Raw genomic sequence first — 21,684 nt, forward strand, 5'->3', positions numbered from 1 at the left:
ATGCTTGAAGCAAATAATATTAGCGTCGACTTGGGCGGCAAAAAAATCTTGAGCGATATCAGCATGACGGCTGCTCAAGGACAATTGACCGCAATCATTGGGCCAAACGGATCGGGCAAAACAACCTTGATGCGCGCACTCACAGGTGAAATTCCATTTGATGGAAACGCTCATTTGAACGGGTTCAACATCTCCACCACGAAATCTCTTAAACTTGCGAGCATGCGCGGTGTTCTTCCGCAATCAGCAAATTTGTCGTTCCCATTTACGGTATATGAGGTCGTGCGATTGGGACTAACACTCGGCGTTCAGGCCAATATAGACGTGCCTTTACGTATTAGTGAGGCACTGACCAAGGTTGGACTGTCAGGCTTTGGCAAACGCTACTATCAGGAACTTTCAGGCGGTGAACAACAGCGAGTTCAGCTCGCGCGTGTTTTGGCACAGGTTTGGGAGCCAACGTTTCAAAAGAAACCGCGTTGCCTTTTCCTAGATGAACCTATTTCCAGCCTCGACATAAAGCACCAAATTCAGATCATGAACATTGCATGCGGTTATGCCAAAAGCGGCGGTGGTGTTGTCGCCATTTTGCATGATCTCAACCTTACAGCGCATTATGCAGATCATGTGATACTCATAAACAAAGGGCGTATTCATGCTTATGGCGCCCCTAAAAAGGTTCTGACCGCAGAAAATTTGGAGTTTGTTTATGGCTGTCCAATGTCAGTCGGACAGGTGCCAAAGGGAATGAATTTCTTCGTTCTGCCAGAAATTGGCTATGTCGCACATATTTAACGTTTAACGGCCAACTCTGCGGCAAGATCATCAATGATCGGGCAGTCGGGCCGATCATCGCCATGGCAATGATCGGCTAATGATTTCAACGTTGATTTTAGCGACTTTAGCTCTTTGAGCTTGCGATCAATCTCATCGACTTTCTCTAGTGCCAACGCCTTCACATCAGCGCTGGCACGATCTTTATCTTGATAAAGAGATAAAAGAACACGGCATTCCTCAATCGTGAATCCAAGGCTGCGAGAACGCTGAAGAAATGCCAAGCGATGAATATCTTCGTCAGCATAATCGCGATACCCGTTGGATGCTCGCGATGGTTTAACAAGCTTGATATCTTCGTAATAGCGGATCGTTTTTGCAGGAAGCCCTGTCTTTTCAGAAGCGTCACCAATATTCATTTTTAGCTCCTCAATCCAATTTCAAAGCACGCAATCGTAGCGCATTGCTTATCACGGAAACAGATGAAAGGCTCATCGCTGCCGCGGCAAGCATTGGGGATAGTAATGTGCCGGTTAGCGGGTATAACAAGCCCGCAGCAATTGGCACGCCGACGCTATTGTAAGCAAAAGCAAAGAACAAGTTCTGCTTAATGTTTCGCAGCGTTGCCACTGACAGTGTCCTAGCGCGAACAATGCCGATCAAATCGCCTTTAAGCAGTGTTATGCTTGCACTTTCAACGGCAACATCTGCACCTGTTCCCATTGCAATACCAACTTCAGCAGCGGCAAGCGCTGGCGCATCGTTTACACCGTCACCAGCCATTGCAACCTTGTGACCTTTCTTGTGTAGCTCATCCACCAGTGCCTTTTTATCTTCTGGCAAAACACCGGCACGCACATCATCTATTCCGAGCTGATCAGCGACAGCACGCGCTGTCTTTTCATTGTCACCAGTTGCCATGATGATTTTAAGTCCTGCTGCATGCAGAGCTACAATTGCATCGCGCGTTGTCGTTTTGATCGGATCAGTAACTGCTATCAGACCCGCAAGGTTGCCATCGATTGCGACATACATTGCGGTTTTACCTTGGGTGCGCAATTTGTCTGCTTGCTCGTCAGCTGCGCTAGGATCAACATCAATCAGTTTCATCATTGCAGCATTGCCAAGCGCAACAGTGTGCCTGTCCGATTTACCGCGAACACCTTTGCCCGTGACAGCATCGAAATCGCTTATTTTGGTTGCTGCAATGTCTTTCATTGTTATCCCGTCAACAATCGCTTCTGCCAACGGATGCTCAGATCCTGCTTCTAACCCGCGCACCATTGCGAGCATATCACGCTCGGCGACATCGCCAAAAGAGACAACATCCGTCAACGTGGGCTTACCCTCTGTCAGTGTGCCCGTTTTATCGACCACCAAAACATCCACACGCGCCATGCGTTCTAATGCTTCAGCATCTTTAATCAAAACACCAGCCTGCGCGCCCCTGCCCGTTGCTGTCATGATCGACATCGGTGTTGCCAAGCCAAGTGCGCAAGGACAGGCAATAATTAAAACAGACACAGCCGAAATAATCGCAAACACAAATGCCGGATCGGGGCCAATCAACATCCAAATAACAAATGCTAAGACTGCAACCAGAACAACTGTCGGCACGAAATATGATGCTACTCTATCTGCAAGCCCTTGAATTGGCGCGCGTGATCTTTGAGCCGAAGACACCATTGCAACGATACCAGCGAGCATCGTCTCATCGCCAACATGGGTAGCTTCGATAATCAAAGAACCATTTTTGTTGAGCGTGCCGCCGGTTACTTTATCGCCTTCAGTTTTTTCAACAGGCAACGGTTCGCCAGTTAGCATGCTTTCATCGATGGTTGTTCGACCTTCTATAACGATAGAATCCACGGGAATTGCTTCGCCGGGGCGAACCCGCATACGATCGCCTTTGATGATGTTTTCAAGCGGCGCATCATATTCATCGCCATCGGGCGTAATGCGCCGTGCTGTTTTAGGTGCCAAGTCCAGCAGTGCGCGAATAGCATCGCCCGTGCGTTCACGTGCGCGCAATTCCAATACTTGGCCCACAAAAACCAACGCAACAATGACGACAGCTGCCTCGAAATAAACAGGCATATGGCCACCTGCCATTTGCAAACCAGATGGAAATAAATTTGGCAAAAATGTTGCAATGGTTGAGTATAGATATGCAACACCGACACCGATCATGATCAGTGTCCACATGTTCAAGTTCCATGTTTTAACCGACGTCCAGCCGCGCTGGAAAAATGGTAATGCAGCCCAAATGACCACAGGTGTTGCAAGCGCAAATTCAATATAGAGGCTCACCTTCTCGCCAAGCCACTCGCGAACGGGCAAGCCAATCATTGGTCCCATCGTCAAAATCAACAATGGTATTGCTGCGCCAACACTTAGCCAGAGGCGTCTAGTGAAATCTATTAATTCATGGTTTGGGCCTTCTGCGATACCATCCATAGGTTCCAGAGCCATACCGCAAATAGGACATGTGCCCGGTCCGTCTTGAACTATTTCCGGATCCATCGGGCAGGTATATTTTGCATCTTTTGGCGCAGCGTCTTTCTTCTTCGCCTTATTTCCTGACAGGTAAAAGTAAGGATCATTTTCAAATTTGTCATGGCAGCCTTGGCTGCAAAAATGGAAATCATTGCCTTTGTAAGAAAAATTTGGTTTGCCAGCATCTAGCTTTACACTCATGCCGCACACAGGATCTTTAACGACACCATCAACCGGAATTGTCGCCGCTTCTAAAATATCAGTGCTCGTTAACGATGCAGTTGTTTTCGCGCCATGGTCGTGGTGCTCAGCGTGGTTTCCGCCACAACAACTGTGATTGCCTGTTTTGCTCAACGTATTTTCTTTCTTGTCCATGATGTCAGCTCCTTACATAAGCTTTTGTAAGGCTTCCAGCAGCAGGAAGGTCAACAGTTAATATACCGCGCCAAACAATACAGATAATGGATACTTTAAGAGCACAAAAAGAGGGCCAGCAAGCTACCTGCCTCAAGCTAAACAGGGCGTAAAACATAGAATTTACAGCGCAAACGGCCTTTTTCGTTAAGCACTTTACAACCTCATTCATGTAAATTTTGTCAGGATGGCCATGTATCTTCAATGATTTAGGGAGCATAAATGCCAATGACGATCCGCATTCGATCAGCTTTTCTGCTTGCTTTTTTGGCAATTGGACTGCTTCCTGTCATCACATTCACTTGGATGACGTATCAGCGCACGGCTGCATATGAGTTAAAGGAAGTGAAAGAGCGCAACTTACTTTTAGCCGAAAGTGTTGCCGATAGCTTACATCACTATGAAGAAGATGTTCGAACAGTAGTGAATGCAACGGCAGCATCGTTACAACAAAATGTTGATACAAAATATATTCAAAGACTTATGGAAAACTTGAATATTGACGATGTTTCTATTGTATCTCCGGATTATGGCAAAATTCTTTTTTCCACCAATAGTAAGCGGACGACAAACTTAGAGTTTATTGATCCAAAATTACTCGAAAAAATTAAAAACACGCCGAAGAGTTCCAAGCTTCAGTTTCTACCAGTTCAAAAATCGAGAACAGGTTCTCCGACAATTCACGTCATCCGCAACAGCGGTGATAACTTCGTTATAGGGTGCATTAGTACAGAATATTTCGTTGATATGGCGAAAAAAGTATCCTTTGGAAGAAACGGTCACGCAGCGATTGTTGATCAAGCTGGCAATGTATTGGCACACCCGAACCAAGCTTGGGCTAATGATATAAAAAACATTTCCGAAGTTTCAGCAGTCAAACGCATGATGAATGGCGAGGCTGGGATTGAAAACTTTTACTCGCCTGCCACGCAATCGGACATGATTGCTGGCATTTCTTCGGTTGAACATTCTGGTTGGGGCGTGATGGTTCCCCAAGAGCTTAGTGAAGTTCGGGCAAGAATATTTGAAAATTTAACCCCTTTATTCATCGGCCTTATCGGCTCCGTAATCGCAGCTATTCTACTGTTGTATTTTTCCATCCGATGGTTGGCTAAACCGCTGGAAAATCTTGCTGTAACTTTAAAAAAGCAATCCACTACTGGTCGTCCAATGGCTGTTTCGCCAAGTCAGGCTGAAACGAGCATTCACGAACTCACACATATTGTGGATGCATATAACGAACTGACTGCAACGGTGCTGCAGAATTCAGAACAGCTCGCCAAACAGATTTTTGAAGACGCGCTAACCGGTATTGGCAACCGCGCTTATTTTGAATCCGAAAGCAAAAAGCAGATCGAAACACGTGTTTCGCAAGGTAGAAAAGGTATTCTGATTTTCTTCGATCTCGATGGATTTAAAGAGATCAATGACATTCGCGGACATGGTATCGGCGATGAAGTACTAAAATCGTTTGCAAAAAGCCTTTACCCAACAACAAAAAAATTCATGGACGTCAATTTCCGTGGTTTGCCATCGGCCCACCCAGTCATTGCGCGTATTGGCGGCGATGAATTTGCAATTCTTCTGCCATTACCTGATTCAACAACGAACATATCTGAAGTCTGCGAAAACTTGCGCAAATCATTTCCTAAACAAATCAATGTTGCTGGTGTTGAGATCGCATGTGATCAATCAGCAGGCGGTGCGCTTTACCCAGATCATGGCACAAATATCGAAGATCTGCTTAGACGCTCTGATGTGGCTTTGTATAAAGCTAAAGCAGATGGCAAAAATCGCTTCCAATTATACAGCACACAAGGCGCTCTTGGGGGAAAGAGCGAGATACTTGCAGCTGTATTGAATGCAATAGAGAACGACGAACTTTACCTAGAGTATCAACCAAAATTTTGTCTTACCAAACAACAAGTTACATCAGCTGAAGCTTTGGTTCGTTGGCAACACCCAATACATGGCATTATACAGCCAAATCTATTTTTACCTGCTGTCCAACAAACTCATGTGATGAAACATTTGGGCGAATGGGTTATTGGCCGCGCATTGCGCGACATCAAATATTTTGACGAACAAGGCTTCAACCTCAACATTGCTATAAATATCGGAACAGAGCATTTCTCCGCTGATAGTTTTATACCCAATCTGATTGAGCAAACTTCTTCTGCAAAAATTAATCCAAGCCGCATGCAGATTGAAATTACCGAAAATGTTATGGATGCTTCACGCGGTGTGTTCAACGAGACTGTAAATGCACTTCAGGAAAAGGGCTTTACTGTTGCAATCGATGATTTTGGTAGAGGTTTTTCAAATCTAACACGGCTGGCATCTATTCCTGTTGACTTGATTAAGCTTGACGGCTCGCTCATCAGAGGCGCCATCAACGATCCCCGTGTGAAAGTCATAATGCAAACCGCCATTGAAATGGCGCATTCTCTTGGCTCTCAAGTTGCCGTTGAAGGCGTTGAAACACTGGAGCAGGTTTTATTGGCTGAAAAGTCAGGTGCAGATATTCTTCAAGGCTTCTATTATTCAAGAAGCATGACACCTGAGAACTTTACGTCTTGGGTCAAAAAGCGTTCGGAAAATTCTCAACATTCGCAGATTGAGAAAATTCGCAAATCGTTTGAAGCTTAAGAGCCTTATGTGCTCTTAAGCTTCTTGTTTCACTCAATCACTGCCTGAAACAGAGATTTGCGCATCTGCATCAGGTTTGAATGTACGCTGTATAAAGTACAGTCCTACCGCTGCTCCAATGCCGACGAGATCGCTGATTAAGCCACCTGCAATCATACACAGAGCTGCCAGAATAAGCCCCAGACGCATGAACCATGCGACACGGCCACCAACGAACCAGCCCTGAACACCAGCAGACAATAAGAATACGCCGAAAATTGCCGTTATAGCTGCGCGGATGATCTCGGGCCATGTCCCATCCATCAAAATCGCGCCGTTGTAGAAGAACATGAACGGTACAATGAACGCTGAAATACCAAACTTGAACGAGGCGACACTGGTTTCCATGGGGTTGGCACCGCTAATTCCCGCTGCAGCATAAGATGCAAGTGCAACGGGCGGCGTAATTGCGGAAACAACAGCAAAATAGAACACGAAGAAATGCGCCGTCAAAAGCGGGATACCAAGCTGTACCAAGCCCGGCGCAACAACCGAAGCGGCCACCGCATAGGCCGCAGTTGTCGGCATGCCCATACCAAGCACAATTGCAATGCACATAGCAAAGAACATGGCCAAGAGCTGCGAGGTTTCAGCTAAGCCGAGCAAAAGGTTCGAGAACCGTGCGCCCACGCCTGTCAGTGAAATCACACCAACGATGATGCCTGCACACGCACACACAGCGATAATCTGAATGGACATTAAGCCTGATAGTTCAAACGCTTTGGCAATTGATTTTATGCCCATCCGGTACGGTGTCAGCCAGCTAACCATCGCAGCGGCCGCAGTCGCAAGCGTTCCAGCGCGTATTACCGAATAGCCCATAAATAGTGCGACAATCAAAATGATAATCGGAATGAAAAGATATATCTGCTTGATCAGCTCACCAAAAATAGGCAGTTCTTCTTTCTTCATACCCTTCATGCCGAGCTTAGCAGCCTCAAAATCGACCATGAAATAAATAGATACGTAATAAAGGATAGCCGGAATAATAGCGGCAATCGCGATATCTTGATACGCAATCCCCGTCACCTCAGCCATGATGAACGCACCAGCGCCCATAATCGGCGGCATAATTTGACCGCCCGTTGAAGCTGCAGCTTCTACAGCACCCGCCACTTTTGACGAATATCCAACACGCTTCATCAGCGGAATTGTGAGCGATCCCGTAGCAACCACATTACCGGCAGATGTGCCATTGATCATCCCCATCAAGCCCGAGGCAAAAATCGCAACTTTTGCAGGCCCGCCGCGCGAACGCCCAGCGGCAGCAAAAGCGAAGTTCACAAAATAATCACCAACTTTAGACGCCTGTAGAAAACCAGCAAAAATAATGAACAGAATAATATAGGTTGAAGAAACCGCTGTGGTCGGCCCTAAAATGCCCGCATCTGTATAAACCTGACTGAAAAAGCGCTGCCACGATATCGCAGGCGAATTAAGAACACCTGGTAAATACTGCCCGATGAAAACATAGGCTAAGAAAATTGCAGAGATAATAACCAAGGCAAGTCCGGCCACACGCCGCGTCATTTCCAAAATGAGTGCAGTGCCTGCAACCGCAGCAATGGACATTCCAATTGGCGCAAATGGTGTGCCCGTTGAGTTGCGCATCTGCGTGCTAAAAATGATGATGAGATAAGCTGCAACCGAAACGCCGCAAATAAGCAAAGTGACATCAAGGCCGGAGATTGATCCGCGTTGACGACTATCAAACCATGACAGAACGATTGCCCCGATAGTTGCCACTAAAAGCGGCACGCCATAAAGCCATATCTCGTTAAATTTAATAGTCGGGTCAATGCCGTTCCACATGGCACCGTTGCTGATTTCCACAGCGAACGAAAGCGCCGTACCAAAACTGAAAAGCGCTAAAAGGCCAAGGCCGATAGCGGCGATGTTAAACATGGGCGCAGGCTTTTGTCCGTCATCGGCAAAATTGCGACCAGAGAAGAGTAGAAAACCAAGTCCCAAAGCACCTGCGACATGGATAATTCGAAAATTCCAAGTTTCCATCGGAAAATTTGGCAAAAACGGGATATTCACACCCGTCAGATTTGATATTGAAACACCGTTAAGCGCGAGCATGTGAAACAAGGCATAAATAGCCGCATAGGCCGCCATGAAAACCCCAAGTTTTCCTTGGAATAGTCGGCGGTTACTCTCCACCGGCTCTTCATCAACGCCTTCTGCTTTGATTGGCTTTACAGCTTCGTCATCGAGAGTGGTGTCGCTCATAATCTTCTTCCCCCAGAAAGCATTCGGATTTTATTTTTTGTTTTCCGATTAATTAGCTTGGTCGCACAAGCAGCCAGCAAGTTAGCAAACAAACAAAATAATCGATGGCTAAAAAGGGCTGTCGCAAGACAGCCCTTCGATTTAGTGGGCGCTAGTATTAGCCGCCGTAGGTCATGTCAGCTGGAATAGATGCACCATTTTCGTTCATCCATTTTGCTGCACCTGAATGCCACTTAAGAACTTTATTCTTGTCCCAGTTTTCAATAAGCGTTTCGCTTGCTGCTTTATGAACACCCATCATGCGGTCATGGTCAGCCATGACTGCCTTGGTTGCTTCGTAAACAAAGCTTTCCGGCAGATCACAGTTAGCAACAGCGAAGTTCCACATTGAAACTGATTTCAAATCGCGGTCCAATGTCGAATATGTGCCTGATGAAATTGTGAAATCCGCAACAGGGAATTCAGCGATAATTTTCGCCTGCTCTTCGTCCGTAAAATCGACAAAGTTAACTGTGGACTGCGCTTCGAGCTGGCTTACTGCCGGTGTCGGAATACCAACTGCAAACGCAACAACGTCCAAAAGGCCGTCCTGCAATTGCGAACCAAGGTCGTCCCATGAACCGTTACGACGTTCAAACTTTACGCCGAGCGTTTCCAGCATTGCTGGGAAGTAAGTGTCGGATGTTGATCCTGCAGGGCCAAAACCGATTTTTGCGCCTTCAGGAATATCGGCAACTGAGCTGATGCCTGTTGAAGACAATGTCGTGATGCCAAATGGAGTTTTGTACATCGGGAACATCGCACAAGCTTTATCCATGTTAAGTCCAGGCGCAATTGGGTTTGTGCCTTTGAGTGACTCATTTGCTGGGCCCATGGTTGTCATACCGAATGCCGCTTCACCTGTGTGAACGAGCGCCATGTTCTGCATTGGACCGCCAGTGACTTCACCGCCGCCTGGAACACCCAGATCTTCTGAGATGATTTTCGCAAAGCCGGAACCATAGACGAAATATGTGCCGCCTTGTGACGCTGTACCAACTGTGAAGCTGGCAGGCCAATCGGATTTGTCGACTTCTGACTGAGCAAAAGCGGTGCCGACTGATAGAATTGTGCAAGATGCAAGGATTGCAAGGAATTTCATAATATCTCTCCCATATGTTTCTTTGGGCATACGCCCGTTCCACCGACGATACGGCAGCGCCGTCTCGTTCCTCTTGGTTTTGGAACTTGGCGAGAAAACAAAAGCAGCGCCCCTTATACAAGACCACAGCTTGGCTGGAAAAGCTAATTCCCAGTTTAGATTTAAGCTTTGGGTCGATTTCGGGACATCAGGGCTAATTGCATGGGTAGAATGTGTTACAAATCCTCGCAACAAAAAGGATTAAGAAAAATTCTCGCGGTCTAATCCGTGCTTTTGCATCTTCTCATAAAGTGCTTTGCGGCTAACACCCAGCGTTTCATAGGTTGGTTTGAGCGCCCCACCATGTGCTGCCAATGTTGCAGAAATTATGGCGCGTTCATGGGTGTTCATACGTTCGGCCAAGCTCTGATCACCGATGATTTGATCATCGTCATCGACGCTTAAACCTAACACATAACGGTCTGCGGCATTGCGCAGTTCACGCACATTGCCTAGCCATGTCCCTGTTGCCATTTTAGACAATGTTTGGCTGTCCACTTCTGGCATCGGGCATCGGTAGCGTGTCGCAGCTTCAGCAACGAGATGCATAAAGAGCTGCGGAATGTCATCGCGGCGCGCCGATAATGGCGGCGCATATAATGTCACAACATTCAAACGGTAGAACAGATCATCACGAAAACGCTCTTCGGCTACAGCTTTATCAAGCGGCTCTTTAGAGGCTGCTATAAAACGAACGTCCAGATCTATGATCTCGTTCGAGCCTAAAGGCGTTATTTGGCGACTTTGGATCGCTTGTAGAAACTTCGCTTGAACGTTCATTTCCAGACAATCAATCGCATCAAGGAAAATTGTGCCGCCGCGGCCATGTTCCAACTTTCCAAAGCGGCTTTTTACGGCGCCCGCAAATGCACCTGAAACATGGCCAAACAGTTCGCTTTCCACCAGATCTTTGGGTAGTGCTGCGCAGTTGATATGAACAAATGGTTTGGTTTGACGCGCAGATGCGCGATGGATTGCACGGGCGATAACTTCCTTACCTGTTCCCGTTTCTCCTTGAACAAGGATATCGGCATCTGTTGCAGCAACAGCGCGAACCTGCTCGCGCAACCGCACCATAACGCTGGAGCGCCCAATCAAGCGCGCTTCAATAGCATCCCTGCTGCCAACCTGATTACGCAAAAGGCGGTTCTCAAGTGTTAAGCGTCGTTTATCGAGGGCACGGCGAACAACTTCGATCAGATGCGCAGGATTATAAGGCTTTTCCAGAAAATCATAGGCACCAGCTCGCATGGCTTCAACTGCAAGCTCTACATCGCCATTTCCTGTGATTAGGATAACGGGTAAAGCTGGATCAATCTCCAAAGCTCTGCGCAGAAGCGTCATTCCGTCCATGTTTGGCATTCTGATATCACTAACAACGATACCAGGAAAATCTCGCGCAACCTTATTCAAGGCCAATTCAGCTTCTGAAAATGTTGTGACGGGCAAATCAGCCAGTTTGAGCGTCTGGCTGGCTGCAATAAGCAGTTCTTCTTCGTCATCTACAAATAAGATTGTTTCAGTCATTCGGCAGCCTTAATCGAAAGATGGTCAGCAGCAACGAGATCAACACCAAACTCTGCACCACCTTCGCTGTGATTTTTGCCCCAAAGATTACCGCCAAAATCACGTACAATATTGTAAGAAATTGACAGCCCTAAACCCAAGCCCTTGCCCATTTCTTTTGTCGTAAAAAATGGGTCAAACATTTGTGCAATGGCATCAGGCGATATGCCAACACCATGATCGCGCATATTAATTTGCCAGCCGTTTTGTGTTGATATGACTTTAAGCTCTAGCAGGCCTTCACCATTCATTGCATCGATCCCATTTGAGATAAGATTTACAATGACCTGTTGCAATCGCACATGACCGCCGATGACGAATGGCTCTTGTTCAGGACGCTCATATTTGAGCACAACCTTGCTGGTTTTAAGACGTGGCTCGCTGACAGCCAGAGCGTCATCAATAACGGTTAAAAGAGAAACCGGTCCGACAGCTTCTTGAGGTCGGCGCGCAAAGTTTCTCAAATGCTTTGAAATTGCCGCCATTCTGTCGGCCATTTTGGATATTCTACCAATATTGTCGCGCACCTCGTCCACCTGCCCCCGATCAAGAAATGCACGCGCATTTTCAGCATAGGACTTTACAGCTGCAAGCGGTTGATTGAACTCATGGCTAAGGGCTGCAGACATTTGGCCCAGCGCCGACAATTTTCCGGCCTGAATTAAGGTTGCCTGTGTGCGTCGCAGTTCTTCTTCGGTGTTTCGGCGTTCTTCAATCTCATGGCTCAAGGCAGCCGTGCGTTCTTTCACGCGGCGCTCAAGTAGCTTTTGTGTTCGTATTTGCTGTGCGGTTCTATGCCTTAAAAAGGCAATTCCCAAAATAGAAATCAAAGCCAGAAGCGAAAAGACAATGAGCGCGAGTAAAGCTTGAAATTGAGCAGGCTTGATCGGCACAAGTGACGTGACAGTCCAATGAGGCGCCTTGCTCATTTCGTCAGATGAACCAACAAAACTGGTGCCTTCGATTGTCAAAATATCAGTCGCAGAACTAAGAAAGGTATGTGTCACTTCAAGGTTTGTAACGCGCTCTAGTGGATATTGTTGATTTTCTTCAATTGATTTCAACACGTTAGGAGAAAGCTCTTTCGTCGCGCGCATCAACCACTCAGGATTGCTTGCCATAAAAATAATATCATTATGGTCGGTCACAATGATATTGGAAGCGGCGCTGCGCCAAGCATCTTCAAAAGCATCCACGGTAAACTTAACGGCAACAACACCTAATATTTTTGCACCTTCACGCACAGGAGCGGCAAAGAAGTATCCCCGCTCTCCCGATGTAGTACCCAGTGCAAAATAGCGACCGAGCTCTCCCTCCATTGCCTGCTTGAAATATGGTCTGAAATTAAAGTTGCGCCCCACAAATGAGCGCGTTTTATGATAAGAACTGGCGGCAATTGTCGTTCCCGCTGTATTCATAAGGTAAACGTCTGACGCCGAAACGGAGAGCGCAGTATTGAGCAAAATGCTATTGGTTATGTCGATTAAATCTGAGCGTGAAGGTTCTTGTAAAAGCATGCCAAGCTCTGGGCGCTCTGCGATCAAATGCGGCAATGGTGCATAGCGATCAAGCGCGGCGCGTATGCTGTCTCCAACCAAGCGCAAGGTGACTTCATTTTGTTCGGCTGCTTGCAGTAAAAAATGACGCTCTAGCCTTGGCCAAACAAGAAACCACAATGCCGCTACAAGTGCAGCAATTTGCAAAAAGATGAGCATTTTACCGCTCAACTTCCGTTCACGTTTAGCGCGTGCACTCATCTCAGATGCTGCCTCTAAAGAACTTTCAGACATCTGTTGCACCGTAAAACTATCTCCTGATTTAAACCTGCGCTTAAAATTAGCACACATCAACACAATTGATTGCCGAGAGGCAATAGCAAAGGAAATAGCTAAAATAACAGGAAAAGTTTTAGTGGCACCCAAAAAAGCACCAAGACAAACAATCATGGCGCTTATGAAATTGGGCTTAGTTTGACCCATTATGTGCAGATTACCCAGTCATTATGTAGCTGGCACATGCTCCAAATCAGATAAAAGCTCGATGAACGATCTTCCTGCTTTTTCAATCGGACCGGAGTTTTCGATATTAAAAACAGTCAAATCGCCCGCTAATGGTATGTCCATACGATCAAGCCGCTTTTTGATCTGTTCGGCATCTTCGCGGCCTCTACCCGCAAGCCTGCCAGCCAACACAGCACGATCAACGCGAAGATTTACAACAACCATATGCGGAAACTGCTTGTGCATTTCGGCCAAAGCCCTTCTTGAGCCATTTGCAATCGCGATGCCGCCAGCATGCACATGGGCCAATACACCAATGGGAATACCATAGCTTAAGCCATGTGCGTCCCATGTTACCGCGAACTTGCCTTTTTGTTTAGCTAGCTCAAATTGTTCCTTCGTCAACGTGTCGTGATCTTCGGTTTGGCCGTCAGGAGAACGTGTTACGCTGCGGCGAACGAACATGTATTTTTGTTCGTCCGTTAGCTTCTCCCGCAGCCAATTGATCAACGTATCCTTGCCAGAACCACTCGGCCCCACAACGACAAAAATCCGGCCTGAAATTGGCTGACTATCAGACAATGCGCTGCCCTTCACGCCATACAGATTTCACAACAGGAATACTTCCTGCTTCACGGCGCACACGTGAAAAATCTGCACGTAGACCCTTTTCTAACCGGCCGCGATCTTGGAGCCCTACTTGTTTTGCCGGATTGGCTGACACCATAGCGACCGCATTTGAGATCGAAATTTCTTCAACTTCGTCAGCAAGCACGAAAGGTGCATATATAAGGCTGAACGGCACATAATCGGATGAAAGGATGTCTAATACCTTTTCCCGCGCCAGATCACGTGCAGCAATGTTGCCGCTGTGAGATTTGCCGCGCACAACATTCGGTGCGCCCATTAGAACACCCATACTGGCATTATGCGATGCTGTTGCCGCCTCTAAGCTGGTCGGAAATTCCGCTACAGAAACACCTAAATTTTTCGATTCTTCAACATGATCAACCGTTGCATCATCATGGCTCGCAATAGCGATGTTTCGCTCATGACATGCATTGGCGAGAAACTGTCGATGCTTGTCTGAATACTTTGATGATTGCATTTTACGGCGCGCGACGAACGCATTGAATTGCTCATCTGTTAGCCCACGTTTCGTTTTATAATACAAAGTGTACTGTTCCATCGTCTGGAACTGACGTTGGCCCGGCGCATGGTCCATAAGAGAAACAAGGCCAACATTGCGGTCGTCTACAAACTCTTCATAATGTTCCAAAACATTTGGCGCTGATACTTCGCAGCGCAAATGGATGCGGTGTTCAGCACGCAAACGACCTTGGCTTTGCGCTGCGGCTATTGCCGATGACATTGCACTCATTTCACCGTTTTCAAAGCCGCCATCTTCGTCTGCCCCAAGTCTAAGACAATCAAAAACTGTGGTGATACCAGAAGCTGCGACTTGAACATCATGCGCTTGTATCGCCGCCGTCAGGTTCCAAGTAACCCCAGGGCGCGGTGAATAATGCTGTTCAAGGTGATCGGTGTGCAACTCGATCAAACCTGGCAATATATAATCGCCATCAATGTCTTCACCAATCGTGCTTGCACCTTCGGATATGTCGGCAATCTTGCCGTCCTTGATGACGATGGAGCCATGTACGACTTCATTTTCCAGCACGATTTTTGCATTTCGGAATATTGTTTCAGTGGTCATTTTCTTCTCATTTATAAAAGAGATGCAACGCGCAAAACCGAAAACGGTGCGCCGCGTTCAGGCTCGACGAAAAGGCCGAGTGTTTCTATTGGCAAAGGCTTATCGAGGAATATGCTAAAATGCTTTCGAAGAGCCTCTTCGACACGCTCACTATTAGCTTCATCGACAGGACCAGTTAGTGTTAGATGAAAACGGAACTCAGCCATTACATAGGGATAGCCCCAACGCTCAAGGTAGATACGTTGTTGCTCTGAAAGCTTGGCAGGATTGCGGCGTTCTATATCTGCTTGGCTAAGCGGTGCACGCATGGGCTCGAATGTTCGCACAGCAGCGCTGCCGAGCGCTTCAAGCTGTCCATTTGGTTCAGAAGGCGTCAACGCAAAAAACGGCCCAAGTTTGGACAGTTGAATTTGGGGAACAGTGAAAGCTTCGCTGCCTGCGGCGAATGTTTCAAACAGCTCCACAAGCTCGTCTTCGCGCACCCCATTGGCTAAATGGAAAGGAGCCTTCAGCGTGCCGTGAAAACCATATTTGCGCGGCGAAGCAAGCAAAGCATCAAGCCCGTGCTTTGTTTCAATTGTCTCGCCAGTAAAAGCATTGCGGCCCAACCATTGCGCAACATGATGCGACAAGGCACTTTCTTGCGGCGGCGTATAATAAATTCCATATCGCATAGTGTTTAGCTTTGCTGCTTTCCTATCAATCGACTACGTAGGGCATTAGATGCTGAATCGAACACGAAGATGACAATCAATATCAGTATCACCATGTAAAATACATTTTCCCAATCCTGATTGGTACGCATTGCTTCCCAAAGTTTCAAACCAATTCCGCCCGCCCCAACCGCGCCAATGATTGTTGCCGACCGTGTGTTTGATTCCCAAAAGTAAAGGGCTTGGCTGGCAAAGACAGGTAAAACTTGGGGCACCACACCAAAGCGCTGTACTGCGGCAGGCGAAGCGCCAACTGAACGCACACCTTCGCGTTGTTTATCATCGATATTCTCAAGCGCTTCTGAATAAAGTTTTCCGAACGTTCCTGTATCTGTGAAGAATATAGCGCTGATGCCTGCCAATGGCCCCGGTCCAAAGGCGCGTGTAAAGAACAATGCCCAAATTAACATGTCCACGGAGCGCAAGAAATCGAAGAAGCGCTTGAATATCTGATTGAGAAAGCGATTAGGTGTAATGTTGCGTGCAGCGACAAAGGATAATGGGAATGCAATCACGACTGCGAATAAAGTGCCAACGAAAGCCATGACTATGGTTTGCAGCAGCTTGATATAGACATCGCCATGTTGCCATTCCGCGTTATTGAGAAAATTATCCAACATGAGTGAGACATTTGATCGGCCTTCGAAAATGCGCTCTCCGCTAATAGCAAGTGATGCGACTTCACTGAAAGGCTTACCCCAATAGTGTGAGTTCGTATCAAAAAAGAAATTTTCCCAACCAAAGAAGCGGCGCATGATTTTCACTTCTTTTGCACGTACTTCTGCGCGACCGGCAAAACCATAATTGACAAAGATTTTTTCACCTTCACGTTTTTGAAGCGCCCATTCAGGCAGAGCACCACGTGCCTCTACGGTTTCATCTAATGGATCAACGTCAAGCACGACGCTTTCAGCACCATTGACCAAGGTCACGACGCTTGGTGTTACAATGATTTGAGCCGTCTTCGAAAAAACTATCTCCGCCTGATTAATCCCTTCTTTCTGCGTACTAACGAGATTGCTATCACGGGCCTTAGAAGAGGCTTCATTACTACCCATATTCGTCGCGGTTGAACTAGGTGCCATGAAACTAAGTTCAGCACCGCCAGACGATGCGTCAGGGGCCATGAACGAGCCAGATGATACTGGCTTTGATTGCGTCATATCATCGTTTGATTTTTCTTTGACAGTAACTGTGCCACTCTTAGTGGTAATCCATTCGGGATCAGGGTTTGAACCGAGCGGAGAAAATTTGGGAAATTCAACCACAATTTCACCGGTTCGAAAATCAATGTCTGGCCTTACTTCATAGGACACCCAATCGGCGAGATAAGTGCCTGCAATGTCCCAATTGCCTTCACTGACGACTTTACCGATTGCGAAAAACCAGCTCACATAGACGGCATAAAGAGCAACAACAGCAACGCAAAGAACAACACTAAATCGCTTCACTAAAGAGCGCTCAAATGCTGCTGGATGGCGTTCTTTAATTGCTAGTACATCTGCTGGACTAAGCATCTTGGCACTCAAATTCATAGCGGACGCGTTCATGGCTATGCTCCAAATTCAAAGGCTTGATTTCCAACGATGCGTTTGCGCAAATAGGCTGACAGCTGGTCCACGCAGACAATGGTTGAAAATAAAATGAGGATAATGGCGAGTGTTTTGGCTTCATGGCCACGGCTAATTGAAAGGCGCAAGACTTCGCCAATGCCGCCAGCACCAACAGCACCCAAGATTGTAGAAGCGCGCACATTTATTTCTAATCGCAACAACGCATAGCTTAAAAAGTTTGGCAGGATTTGCGGCACAATACCAAACCAAACACGCTCTATCCAATTGCCACCAGCTGCACGCAATCCTTCGTCCGGTTTCATGTCAGCGTTCTCGACAACTTCGAAGAACATTTTCCCCAAAGCACCAATCGTGTGAATTGAAACGGCGATGATCGCCGGAATTGGTCCCAATGAGAAAATCGCAAGGAAAAAACCTGCTATCACGATCTCTGGGAATGCGCGCAAAACTTCTAGAATGCGCCGAACTGTAAAGCGCAACCAACGTTTGGTTGTTAAATTTGAGGCCGCTAAGAAACAAAGAAGAAAGCCGAAAATGAAGCCAATCAATGTTGAGAGTATCGCAATATTGAGCGTCTCAACCATTTTATAAATGTACTCAGGCACATAAATATTCTGCGTTATATAAACGCGGCCCTCAGGGTAATTATATTGTAACGACCCATCGAAATAAGGGCTTGGCAAATCAAAAAGCGCCCGCCAAACTTCCCATCCATCGCGTGGAACCATGTCACCTACGAAATCGAACAGATGCGGCAATCGATCTAGAAATTTTCCAGAATTGGTCTCATTGGCGAACCAAAGAGAAAAGAACAGCGCAGCGCCAAGCACAGCCAAACCGATGAATGTGTAAAGGCGCTTTTGGCTTCGTAATTGCTTGAAATGCGAGTCGAGGTCGTAATTACCCTCAGCATCAATATGCAAAGCCGGATTGTTAGGTTGAGTAGTCAACATGTGTTTCTCACGAAAAAGACACCACGCCCGTGAAATCTCAAAAGAGCGTGGTGTCGTATCAGTTCTAAAAATTATGAACCGATTTTTGCTTTACGGGCTGCAACGATCGTCTCGTAAAAAGAGTGATCAACTTCTGTGAATCCTTTGAAGTCGCCGCCCTGAATAGCTGCGAAACATTCGCCATCATTTTCAGGAAGTGCTTTCATAAACTCGACAAACTTCGCGCGAACGTCGCCATCAAGCTTATTGGAAACAACAACAGGACCATTCGGGATAAGAGGCGAACGCCAGATTTCATTTACATCGGCCATATCAAGCAAGCCTTTGTCGACCATTTTGCGGATGTTGCCTGATGTGTAACCATCTTCATATTCACCAACACCAGATGACCAAGTAACCTGTCCATCAAAATTGCCCTTAAGCATTTCTAGAACACCGTTTTCGTGGCCGCCGCCAAATCCAGTTTCAGAAAAATACTCATTGAGCGGCATACCAAGCTGAGCTGGCAAAGCGACCGCAGGAACAAGATAACCGGATGTTGAATCAGGGTCAGCAAAGCCAAGCTTTTTACCCTTCATGTCTTCAATGTTTTCAATGCCGGAGTCTTTGCGAGAAAGCATCACTGAATAATAACCAGTGGCACCATCTGTCTGAACAGTTGTTAAAACCGGATCAACAGCTTTTGCGTCTGTCAGATAGATCTTTGCATATCCAGAAGCGCCAAGCTCTGCATAATCCAATGTGCCACCAAGCAAACCTTGGATAACGCCATCATAATCGGCAGCAGGAAATAGCTTAACTTCTTTAACGCCAATGGCTTCTGGCAGAGTATCTACCATGCACTGAAAGTTACGTAGGCGGTCAGCTTCGTTTTCACCGCCAAGGATGCCGATGCGGAACACATCCTGCGCCTGTGCAGAAAAAGTTGTAGCGAAAATTGTGGCAACAGCAGCCGTTGCCAAAAGTGCTTTCTTGAGCATTTTAGTCTCCATAAAAGGTATGCCCTTTTAATAATTTAATTGTACAACCACAGCACTGGGCAAACGTGATGCGGCAAACTGGAAATCAGGTCACGCGTATGCAGGATTTTGTTCTGCTGCCGGGCGTATTACTGGCGGCATTTGACCAATTGGCGATTTTTCACGCGGCCCGCTTAAACTCGTTGACGTTACAGCTTCGGAAAAAGCATCCTCCAAGCCTTCAGCGCCGTATATTTTACGCGCTGCTTCTTCGGTCAGATCGTCAGGACCACCATCAAAGACAACACGCCCCGCCTGCATGCCGATGATGCGCTCGCAAAAAGTACGCGCAGTATCAAGCGTATGAAGATTGGTAATAACTGTGATGCCATCGGTTTGATTGATGTCTTTTAAAGACTGCATCACGATTTGCGCATTGCGCGGATCAAGCGATGCAATTGGCTCATCAGCCAGAATGACTTTCGGTTGCTGCATTAACGCACGGGCGATTGCCACGCGTTGTTGCTGCCCACCTGACAGAGTGCCTGCACGCTGCAGCGCAACTTTTTCGATACCTAAACGCTCCAGCGCAGCAATGGCCATAGCGCGTTCTTCGTCAGAAAAAATATTTAACAAGCTTGCAACAGTAGAACGATGGTTGAGACGCCCGAGCATGACATTTGTTAAAACATCTATGCGGGGCACCAGATTAAATTGTTGAAAAATCATAGCGCAATCACGTTGCCAATCGCGCAGTTTTTGCCCTTTGAGCTCGGAAGTTTTCACACCTGAAAAATTGATTTCACCCTCAGACGTATCGATCAACCGGTTAATCATTCGCAGCAGTGTCGATTTACCCGCTCCCGATGCACCGATCACACCCACCATTTGGCCTTCGGGGATTACAAAATCCACATTATCGACAGCAATATTGGGGCCAAACCGACGCGTTACGTTTTTGAGTTCGAGCATAGGGCATTCCTTGCCGTTAGTTCTTACAGTGTTGTAAGACTGGATATGGCTCTTGTGTGAACGCAGCATGTCAGTTTTTTGTAAGTTTTGTGACGTTCCACAATCAAATTTTATTAAATTATTTCTGATACTTAGATATAAAATCTACGGCTGATAATGTACGAAAATCACGCAGCGCTTCATACAATGTGTCGTGTGACCAATCCCACCAAGCAAGAGCATTCATTTTCTGCCCAAGCCCCGTTTCAAAACGCTCCCGAATGAGCTTTGCAGGCACGCCGCCGACGATTGAATAGGAAGAAACGTCTTTCGTTACGACCGCTCCTGACCCAATAACAGCGCCATTGCCAACCGTGACACCTGGCAAAATTGTCGCGCCATGACCGATCCAAACATCATGTCCAATGGTGATACGGTTATCGCGGCGCCATTTGAAAAAATCCGTATCGTTATCGGCGCCATCAAAATAATCAGCCGCGCGATAGGTGAAATGGTGCTGGGTCGCCCTCCAAGTTGGATGGTTGGTCGCGTTGATACGAACATGACTTGCTATGTTGGCAAATTTTCCAATTGTTGCGCACCATGCTTCAGTCTGGCGGATGAGATAAGAGTAATCTCCAATTTCACATTCGGCGACAACGCAACCTTCATCAATTTCAGTATAACGTCCCAGCACCGTGTCAGTTACGCGTGCCGTTGGGTGAATAAAGGCTTCTTCAGATAGTTTCTTTGCCATGATTATGCAGCTTTCGCGCCAGCAAAGCTCGTCACATCTATGATGCGATCAGCTACTTTTGTGCGAACATCCTCATCATGAAATATACCCAGCAGCGCAACGCCAGCGGCTTTTTTTTGAGTGATTAAGTCAACAACTACAGCGCGGTTTTTAGCATCAAGCGACGCTGTTGGTTCATCCAAAAGCAAAACCGGATGATCTGTAATAAAACCGCGCGCAATGTTTACGCGCTGCTGTTCACCGCCAGAAAATGTAGCAGGCGGCAAGTCCCATAAACGCTCCGGCAAATTTAATTGCGAGAATAAATCCGCTGCTTTCTTTCGTGCAATCTCATGGTCTTCGCCGCGCTGTGTTAGCGGTTCCGCAGCAACATCGAGTGCCGAAACGCGCGGTACTGTTCGCAAAAACTGGCTGACATAACCAATCGTGTCGCGGCGCAGTTCAATAATTTTACGTGGTTCTGCTTTCGATAAATCAACTTGTTCACCATAATGCGTGAGCAATATCTGCCCCTGATCAGTCGAATAGTTGCCATATAGCATTTTCAAAATAGAACTTTTGCCTGCGCCTGACGGACCACCGAGTACGGCACACTCCCCCGCCTTAACGACAAAATTTACGCCGGTAACAACGGGGATTTGTATGCCGTCACGCAGATGCATGGTGAAGGTTTTTGATATTTCGCAAACTGTAATTGCTGCAGTCAT

17 protein-coding genes are annotated in these 21,684 nt (G+C 46.9%); 2 read left to right on the forward strand and 15 right to left on the reverse strand.

Going from position 1 to position 21,684, the window contains the following annotated elements:
- On the forward strand, positions 1 to 795 hold the full coding sequence (locus C504_RS0106655) for a heme ABC transporter ATP-binding protein (protein ID WP_018688541.1): 795 nt from the start codon (positions 1 to 3) through the stop codon (positions 793 to 795).
- Here C504_RS0106655 and cueR read toward each other — a convergent pair.
- Positions 792 to 1,193: a Cu(I)-responsive transcriptional regulator gene (gene cueR / locus C504_RS0106660; RefSeq protein WP_018688542.1), complete on the reverse strand. Its 402-nt coding sequence runs from the start codon at positions 1,191 to 1,193 to the stop codon at positions 792 to 794. The genes C504_RS0106655 and cueR overlap by 4 nt on opposite strands.
- A 10-nt stretch (positions 1,194 to 1,203) precedes the next feature.
- Entirely contained in the window at positions 1,204 to 3,645 is a 2,442-nt protein-coding gene (locus C504_RS0106665; protein ID WP_018688543.1) for a heavy metal translocating P-type ATPase, read from the reverse strand.
- A 261-nt stretch (positions 3,646 to 3,906) separates the two neighbouring features.
- On the opposite strand from C504_RS0106665, the gene C504_RS0106670 reads away from it, so the two are divergent.
- Positions 3,907 to 6,333 carry a bifunctional diguanylate cyclase/phosphodiesterase gene (locus C504_RS0106670; protein ID WP_018688544.1) on the forward strand — a complete coding sequence of 809 codons (2,427 nt, stop codon included), beginning with the start codon at positions 3,907 to 3,909 and terminating at the stop codon, positions 6,331 to 6,333.
- Between the two features lie 33 nt (positions 6,334 to 6,366).
- Here C504_RS0106670 and C504_RS0106675 read toward each other — a convergent pair whose 3' ends face one another.
- The 13 genes from C504_RS0106675 to phnL all read right to left on the reverse strand — a co-directional run bounded on the left by C504_RS0106675 (position 6,367) and on the right by phnL (position 21,684).
- Positions 6,367 to 8,607 (reverse strand): TRAP transporter permease, encoded by a 2,241-nt coding sequence (locus C504_RS0106675; protein ID WP_018688545.1) that lies wholly within the window; start codon positions 8,605 to 8,607, stop codon positions 6,367 to 6,369.
- Positions 8,608 to 8,764: 157 nt separating this feature from the next.
- Positions 8,765 to 9,748 (reverse strand): TAXI family TRAP transporter solute-binding subunit, encoded by a 984-nt coding sequence (locus tag C504_RS0106680; RefSeq protein ID WP_018688546.1) that lies wholly within the window; start codon positions 9,746 to 9,748, stop codon positions 8,765 to 8,767.
- Between the two features lie 240 nt (positions 9,749 to 9,988).
- The gene (locus C504_RS0106685) at positions 9,989 to 11,314 is read right to left on the reverse strand and encodes a sigma-54-dependent transcriptional regulator (RefSeq protein WP_018688547.1); all 1,326 of its coding nucleotides are present in this window, start codon (positions 11,312 to 11,314) and stop codon (positions 9,989 to 9,991) included.
- Positions 11,311 to 13,143 carry a sensor histidine kinase gene (locus tag C504_RS0106690; RefSeq protein ID WP_245555140.1) on the reverse strand — a complete coding sequence of 611 codons (1,833 nt, stop codon included), beginning with the start codon at positions 13,141 to 13,143 and terminating at the stop codon, positions 11,311 to 11,313. Before C504_RS0106690 ends, C504_RS0106685 begins: the two co-directional genes overlap by 4 nt.
- A gap of 210 nt (positions 13,144 to 13,353) precedes the next feature.
- Positions 13,354 to 13,935, reverse strand: a complete 582-nt coding sequence (gene phnN, locus C504_RS0106695) for a phosphonate metabolism protein/1,5-bisphosphokinase (PRPP-forming) PhnN (RefSeq protein WP_018688549.1) — start codon at positions 13,933 to 13,935, stop codon at positions 13,354 to 13,356.
- Entirely contained in the window at positions 13,928 to 15,070 is a 1,143-nt protein-coding gene (locus C504_RS0106700) for an alpha-D-ribose 1-methylphosphonate 5-triphosphate diphosphatase (protein ID WP_018688550.1), read from the reverse strand. The genes phnN and C504_RS0106700 overlap by 8 nt, the downstream gene beginning before the upstream one ends.
- An 11-nt stretch (positions 15,071 to 15,081) precedes the next feature.
- A complete protein-coding gene (locus tag C504_RS0106705) occupies positions 15,082 to 15,744 on the reverse strand; it encodes a DUF1045 domain-containing protein (protein ID WP_018688551.1) in 663 nt (220 codons plus the stop codon).
- A 5-nt stretch (positions 15,745 to 15,749) separates the two neighbouring features.
- Positions 15,750 to 17,333, reverse strand: coding sequence for a phosphonate ABC transporter, permease protein PhnE (phnE, locus tag C504_RS0106710; protein WP_018688552.1), 1,584 nt, complete (start codon positions 17,331 to 17,333; stop codon positions 15,750 to 15,752).
- A 2-nt stretch (positions 17,334 to 17,335) separates the two neighbouring features.
- Positions 17,336 to 18,310, reverse strand: coding sequence for a phosphonate ABC transporter, permease protein PhnE (gene phnE / locus C504_RS0106715; RefSeq protein ID WP_018688553.1), 975 nt, complete (start codon positions 18,308 to 18,310; stop codon positions 17,336 to 17,338).
- Between the two features lie 71 nt (positions 18,311 to 18,381).
- Positions 18,382 to 19,290: a phosphonate ABC transporter substrate-binding protein gene (phnD, locus tag C504_RS0106720; RefSeq protein WP_018688554.1), complete on the reverse strand. Its 909-nt coding sequence runs from the start codon at positions 19,288 to 19,290 to the stop codon at positions 18,382 to 18,384.
- Positions 19,291 to 19,380: 90 nt separating this feature from the next.
- Positions 19,381 to 20,241 (reverse strand): phosphonate ABC transporter ATP-binding protein, encoded by an 861-nt coding sequence (gene phnC, locus C504_RS0106725; RefSeq protein WP_018688555.1) that lies wholly within the window; start codon positions 20,239 to 20,241, stop codon positions 19,381 to 19,383.
- Between the two features lie 118 nt (positions 20,242 to 20,359).
- On the reverse strand, positions 20,360 to 20,977 hold the full coding sequence (locus C504_RS0106730; protein WP_018688556.1) for a DapH/DapD/GlmU-related protein: 618 nt from the start codon (positions 20,975 to 20,977) through the stop codon (positions 20,360 to 20,362).
- Between the two features lie 2 nt (positions 20,978 to 20,979).
- A complete protein-coding gene (gene phnL, locus C504_RS0106735) occupies positions 20,980 to 21,684 on the reverse strand; it encodes a phosphonate C-P lyase system protein PhnL (RefSeq protein WP_018688557.1) in 705 nt (234 codons plus the stop codon).

It is taken from the genome of Ahrensia kielensis DSM 5890 (genome assembly GCF_000374465.1).
GTDB classification, from domain to species: Bacteria; Pseudomonadota; Alphaproteobacteria; order Rhizobiales; family Rhizobiaceae; genus Ahrensia; species Ahrensia kielensis.

Coding starts and splice junctions, on each gene's coding strand:
- phnC (WP_018688555.1), bottom strand. CDS start 20,241: ATGCTCGAACTCAAAAACGTAACGCGTCGGTTTGGCCCCAATATTGCT.
- phnE (WP_018688552.1), bottom strand. CDS start 17,333: ATGAACGCGTCCGCTATGAATTTGAGTGCCAAGATGCTTAGTCCAGCA.
- phnE (WP_018688553.1), bottom strand. CDS start 18,310: ATGTTGACTACTCAACCTAACAATCCGGCTTTGCATATTGATGCTGAG.
- cueR (WP_018688542.1), bottom strand. CDS start 1,193: ATGAATATTGGTGACGCTTCTGAAAAGACAGGGCTTCCTGCAAAAACG.
- C504_RS0106685 (WP_018688547.1), bottom strand. CDS start 11,314: ATGACTGAAACAATCTTATTTGTAGATGACGAAGAAGAACTGCTTATT.
- C504_RS0106670 (WP_018688544.1), top strand. CDS start 3,907: ATGCCAATGACGATCCGCATTCGATCAGCTTTTCTGCTTGCTTTTTTG.
- C504_RS0106730 (WP_018688556.1), bottom strand. CDS start 20,977: ATGGCAAAGAAACTATCTGAAGAAGCCTTTATTCACCCAACGGCACGC.
- C504_RS0106690 (WP_245555140.1), bottom strand. CDS start 13,143: ATGTCTGAAAGTTCTTTAGAGGCAGCATCTGAGATGAGTGCACGCGCT.
- C504_RS0106655 (WP_018688541.1), top strand. CDS start 1: ATGCTTGAAGCAAATAATATTAGCGTCGACTTGGGCGGCAAAAAAATC.
- C504_RS0106665 (WP_018688543.1), bottom strand. CDS start 3,645: ATGGACAAGAAAGAAAATACGTTGAGCAAAACAGGCAATCACAGTTGT.
- C504_RS0106700 (WP_018688550.1), bottom strand. CDS start 15,070: ATGACCACTGAAACAATATTCCGAAATGCAAAAATCGTGCTGGAAAAT.
- C504_RS0106680 (WP_018688546.1), bottom strand. CDS start 9,748: ATGAAATTCCTTGCAATCCTTGCATCTTGCACAATTCTATCAGTCGGC.
- C504_RS0106705 (WP_018688551.1), bottom strand. CDS start 15,744: ATGCGATATGGAATTTATTATACGCCGCCGCAAGAAAGTGCCTTGTCG.
- phnD (WP_018688554.1), bottom strand. CDS start 19,290: ATGCTCAAGAAAGCACTTTTGGCAACGGCTGCTGTTGCCACAATTTTC.
- C504_RS0106675 (WP_018688545.1), bottom strand. CDS start 8,607: ATGAGCGACACCACTCTCGATGACGAAGCTGTAAAGCCAATCAAAGCA.
- phnL (WP_018688557.1), bottom strand. CDS start 21,684: ATGACTGCAGCAATTACAGTTTGCGAAATATCAAAAACCTTCACCATG.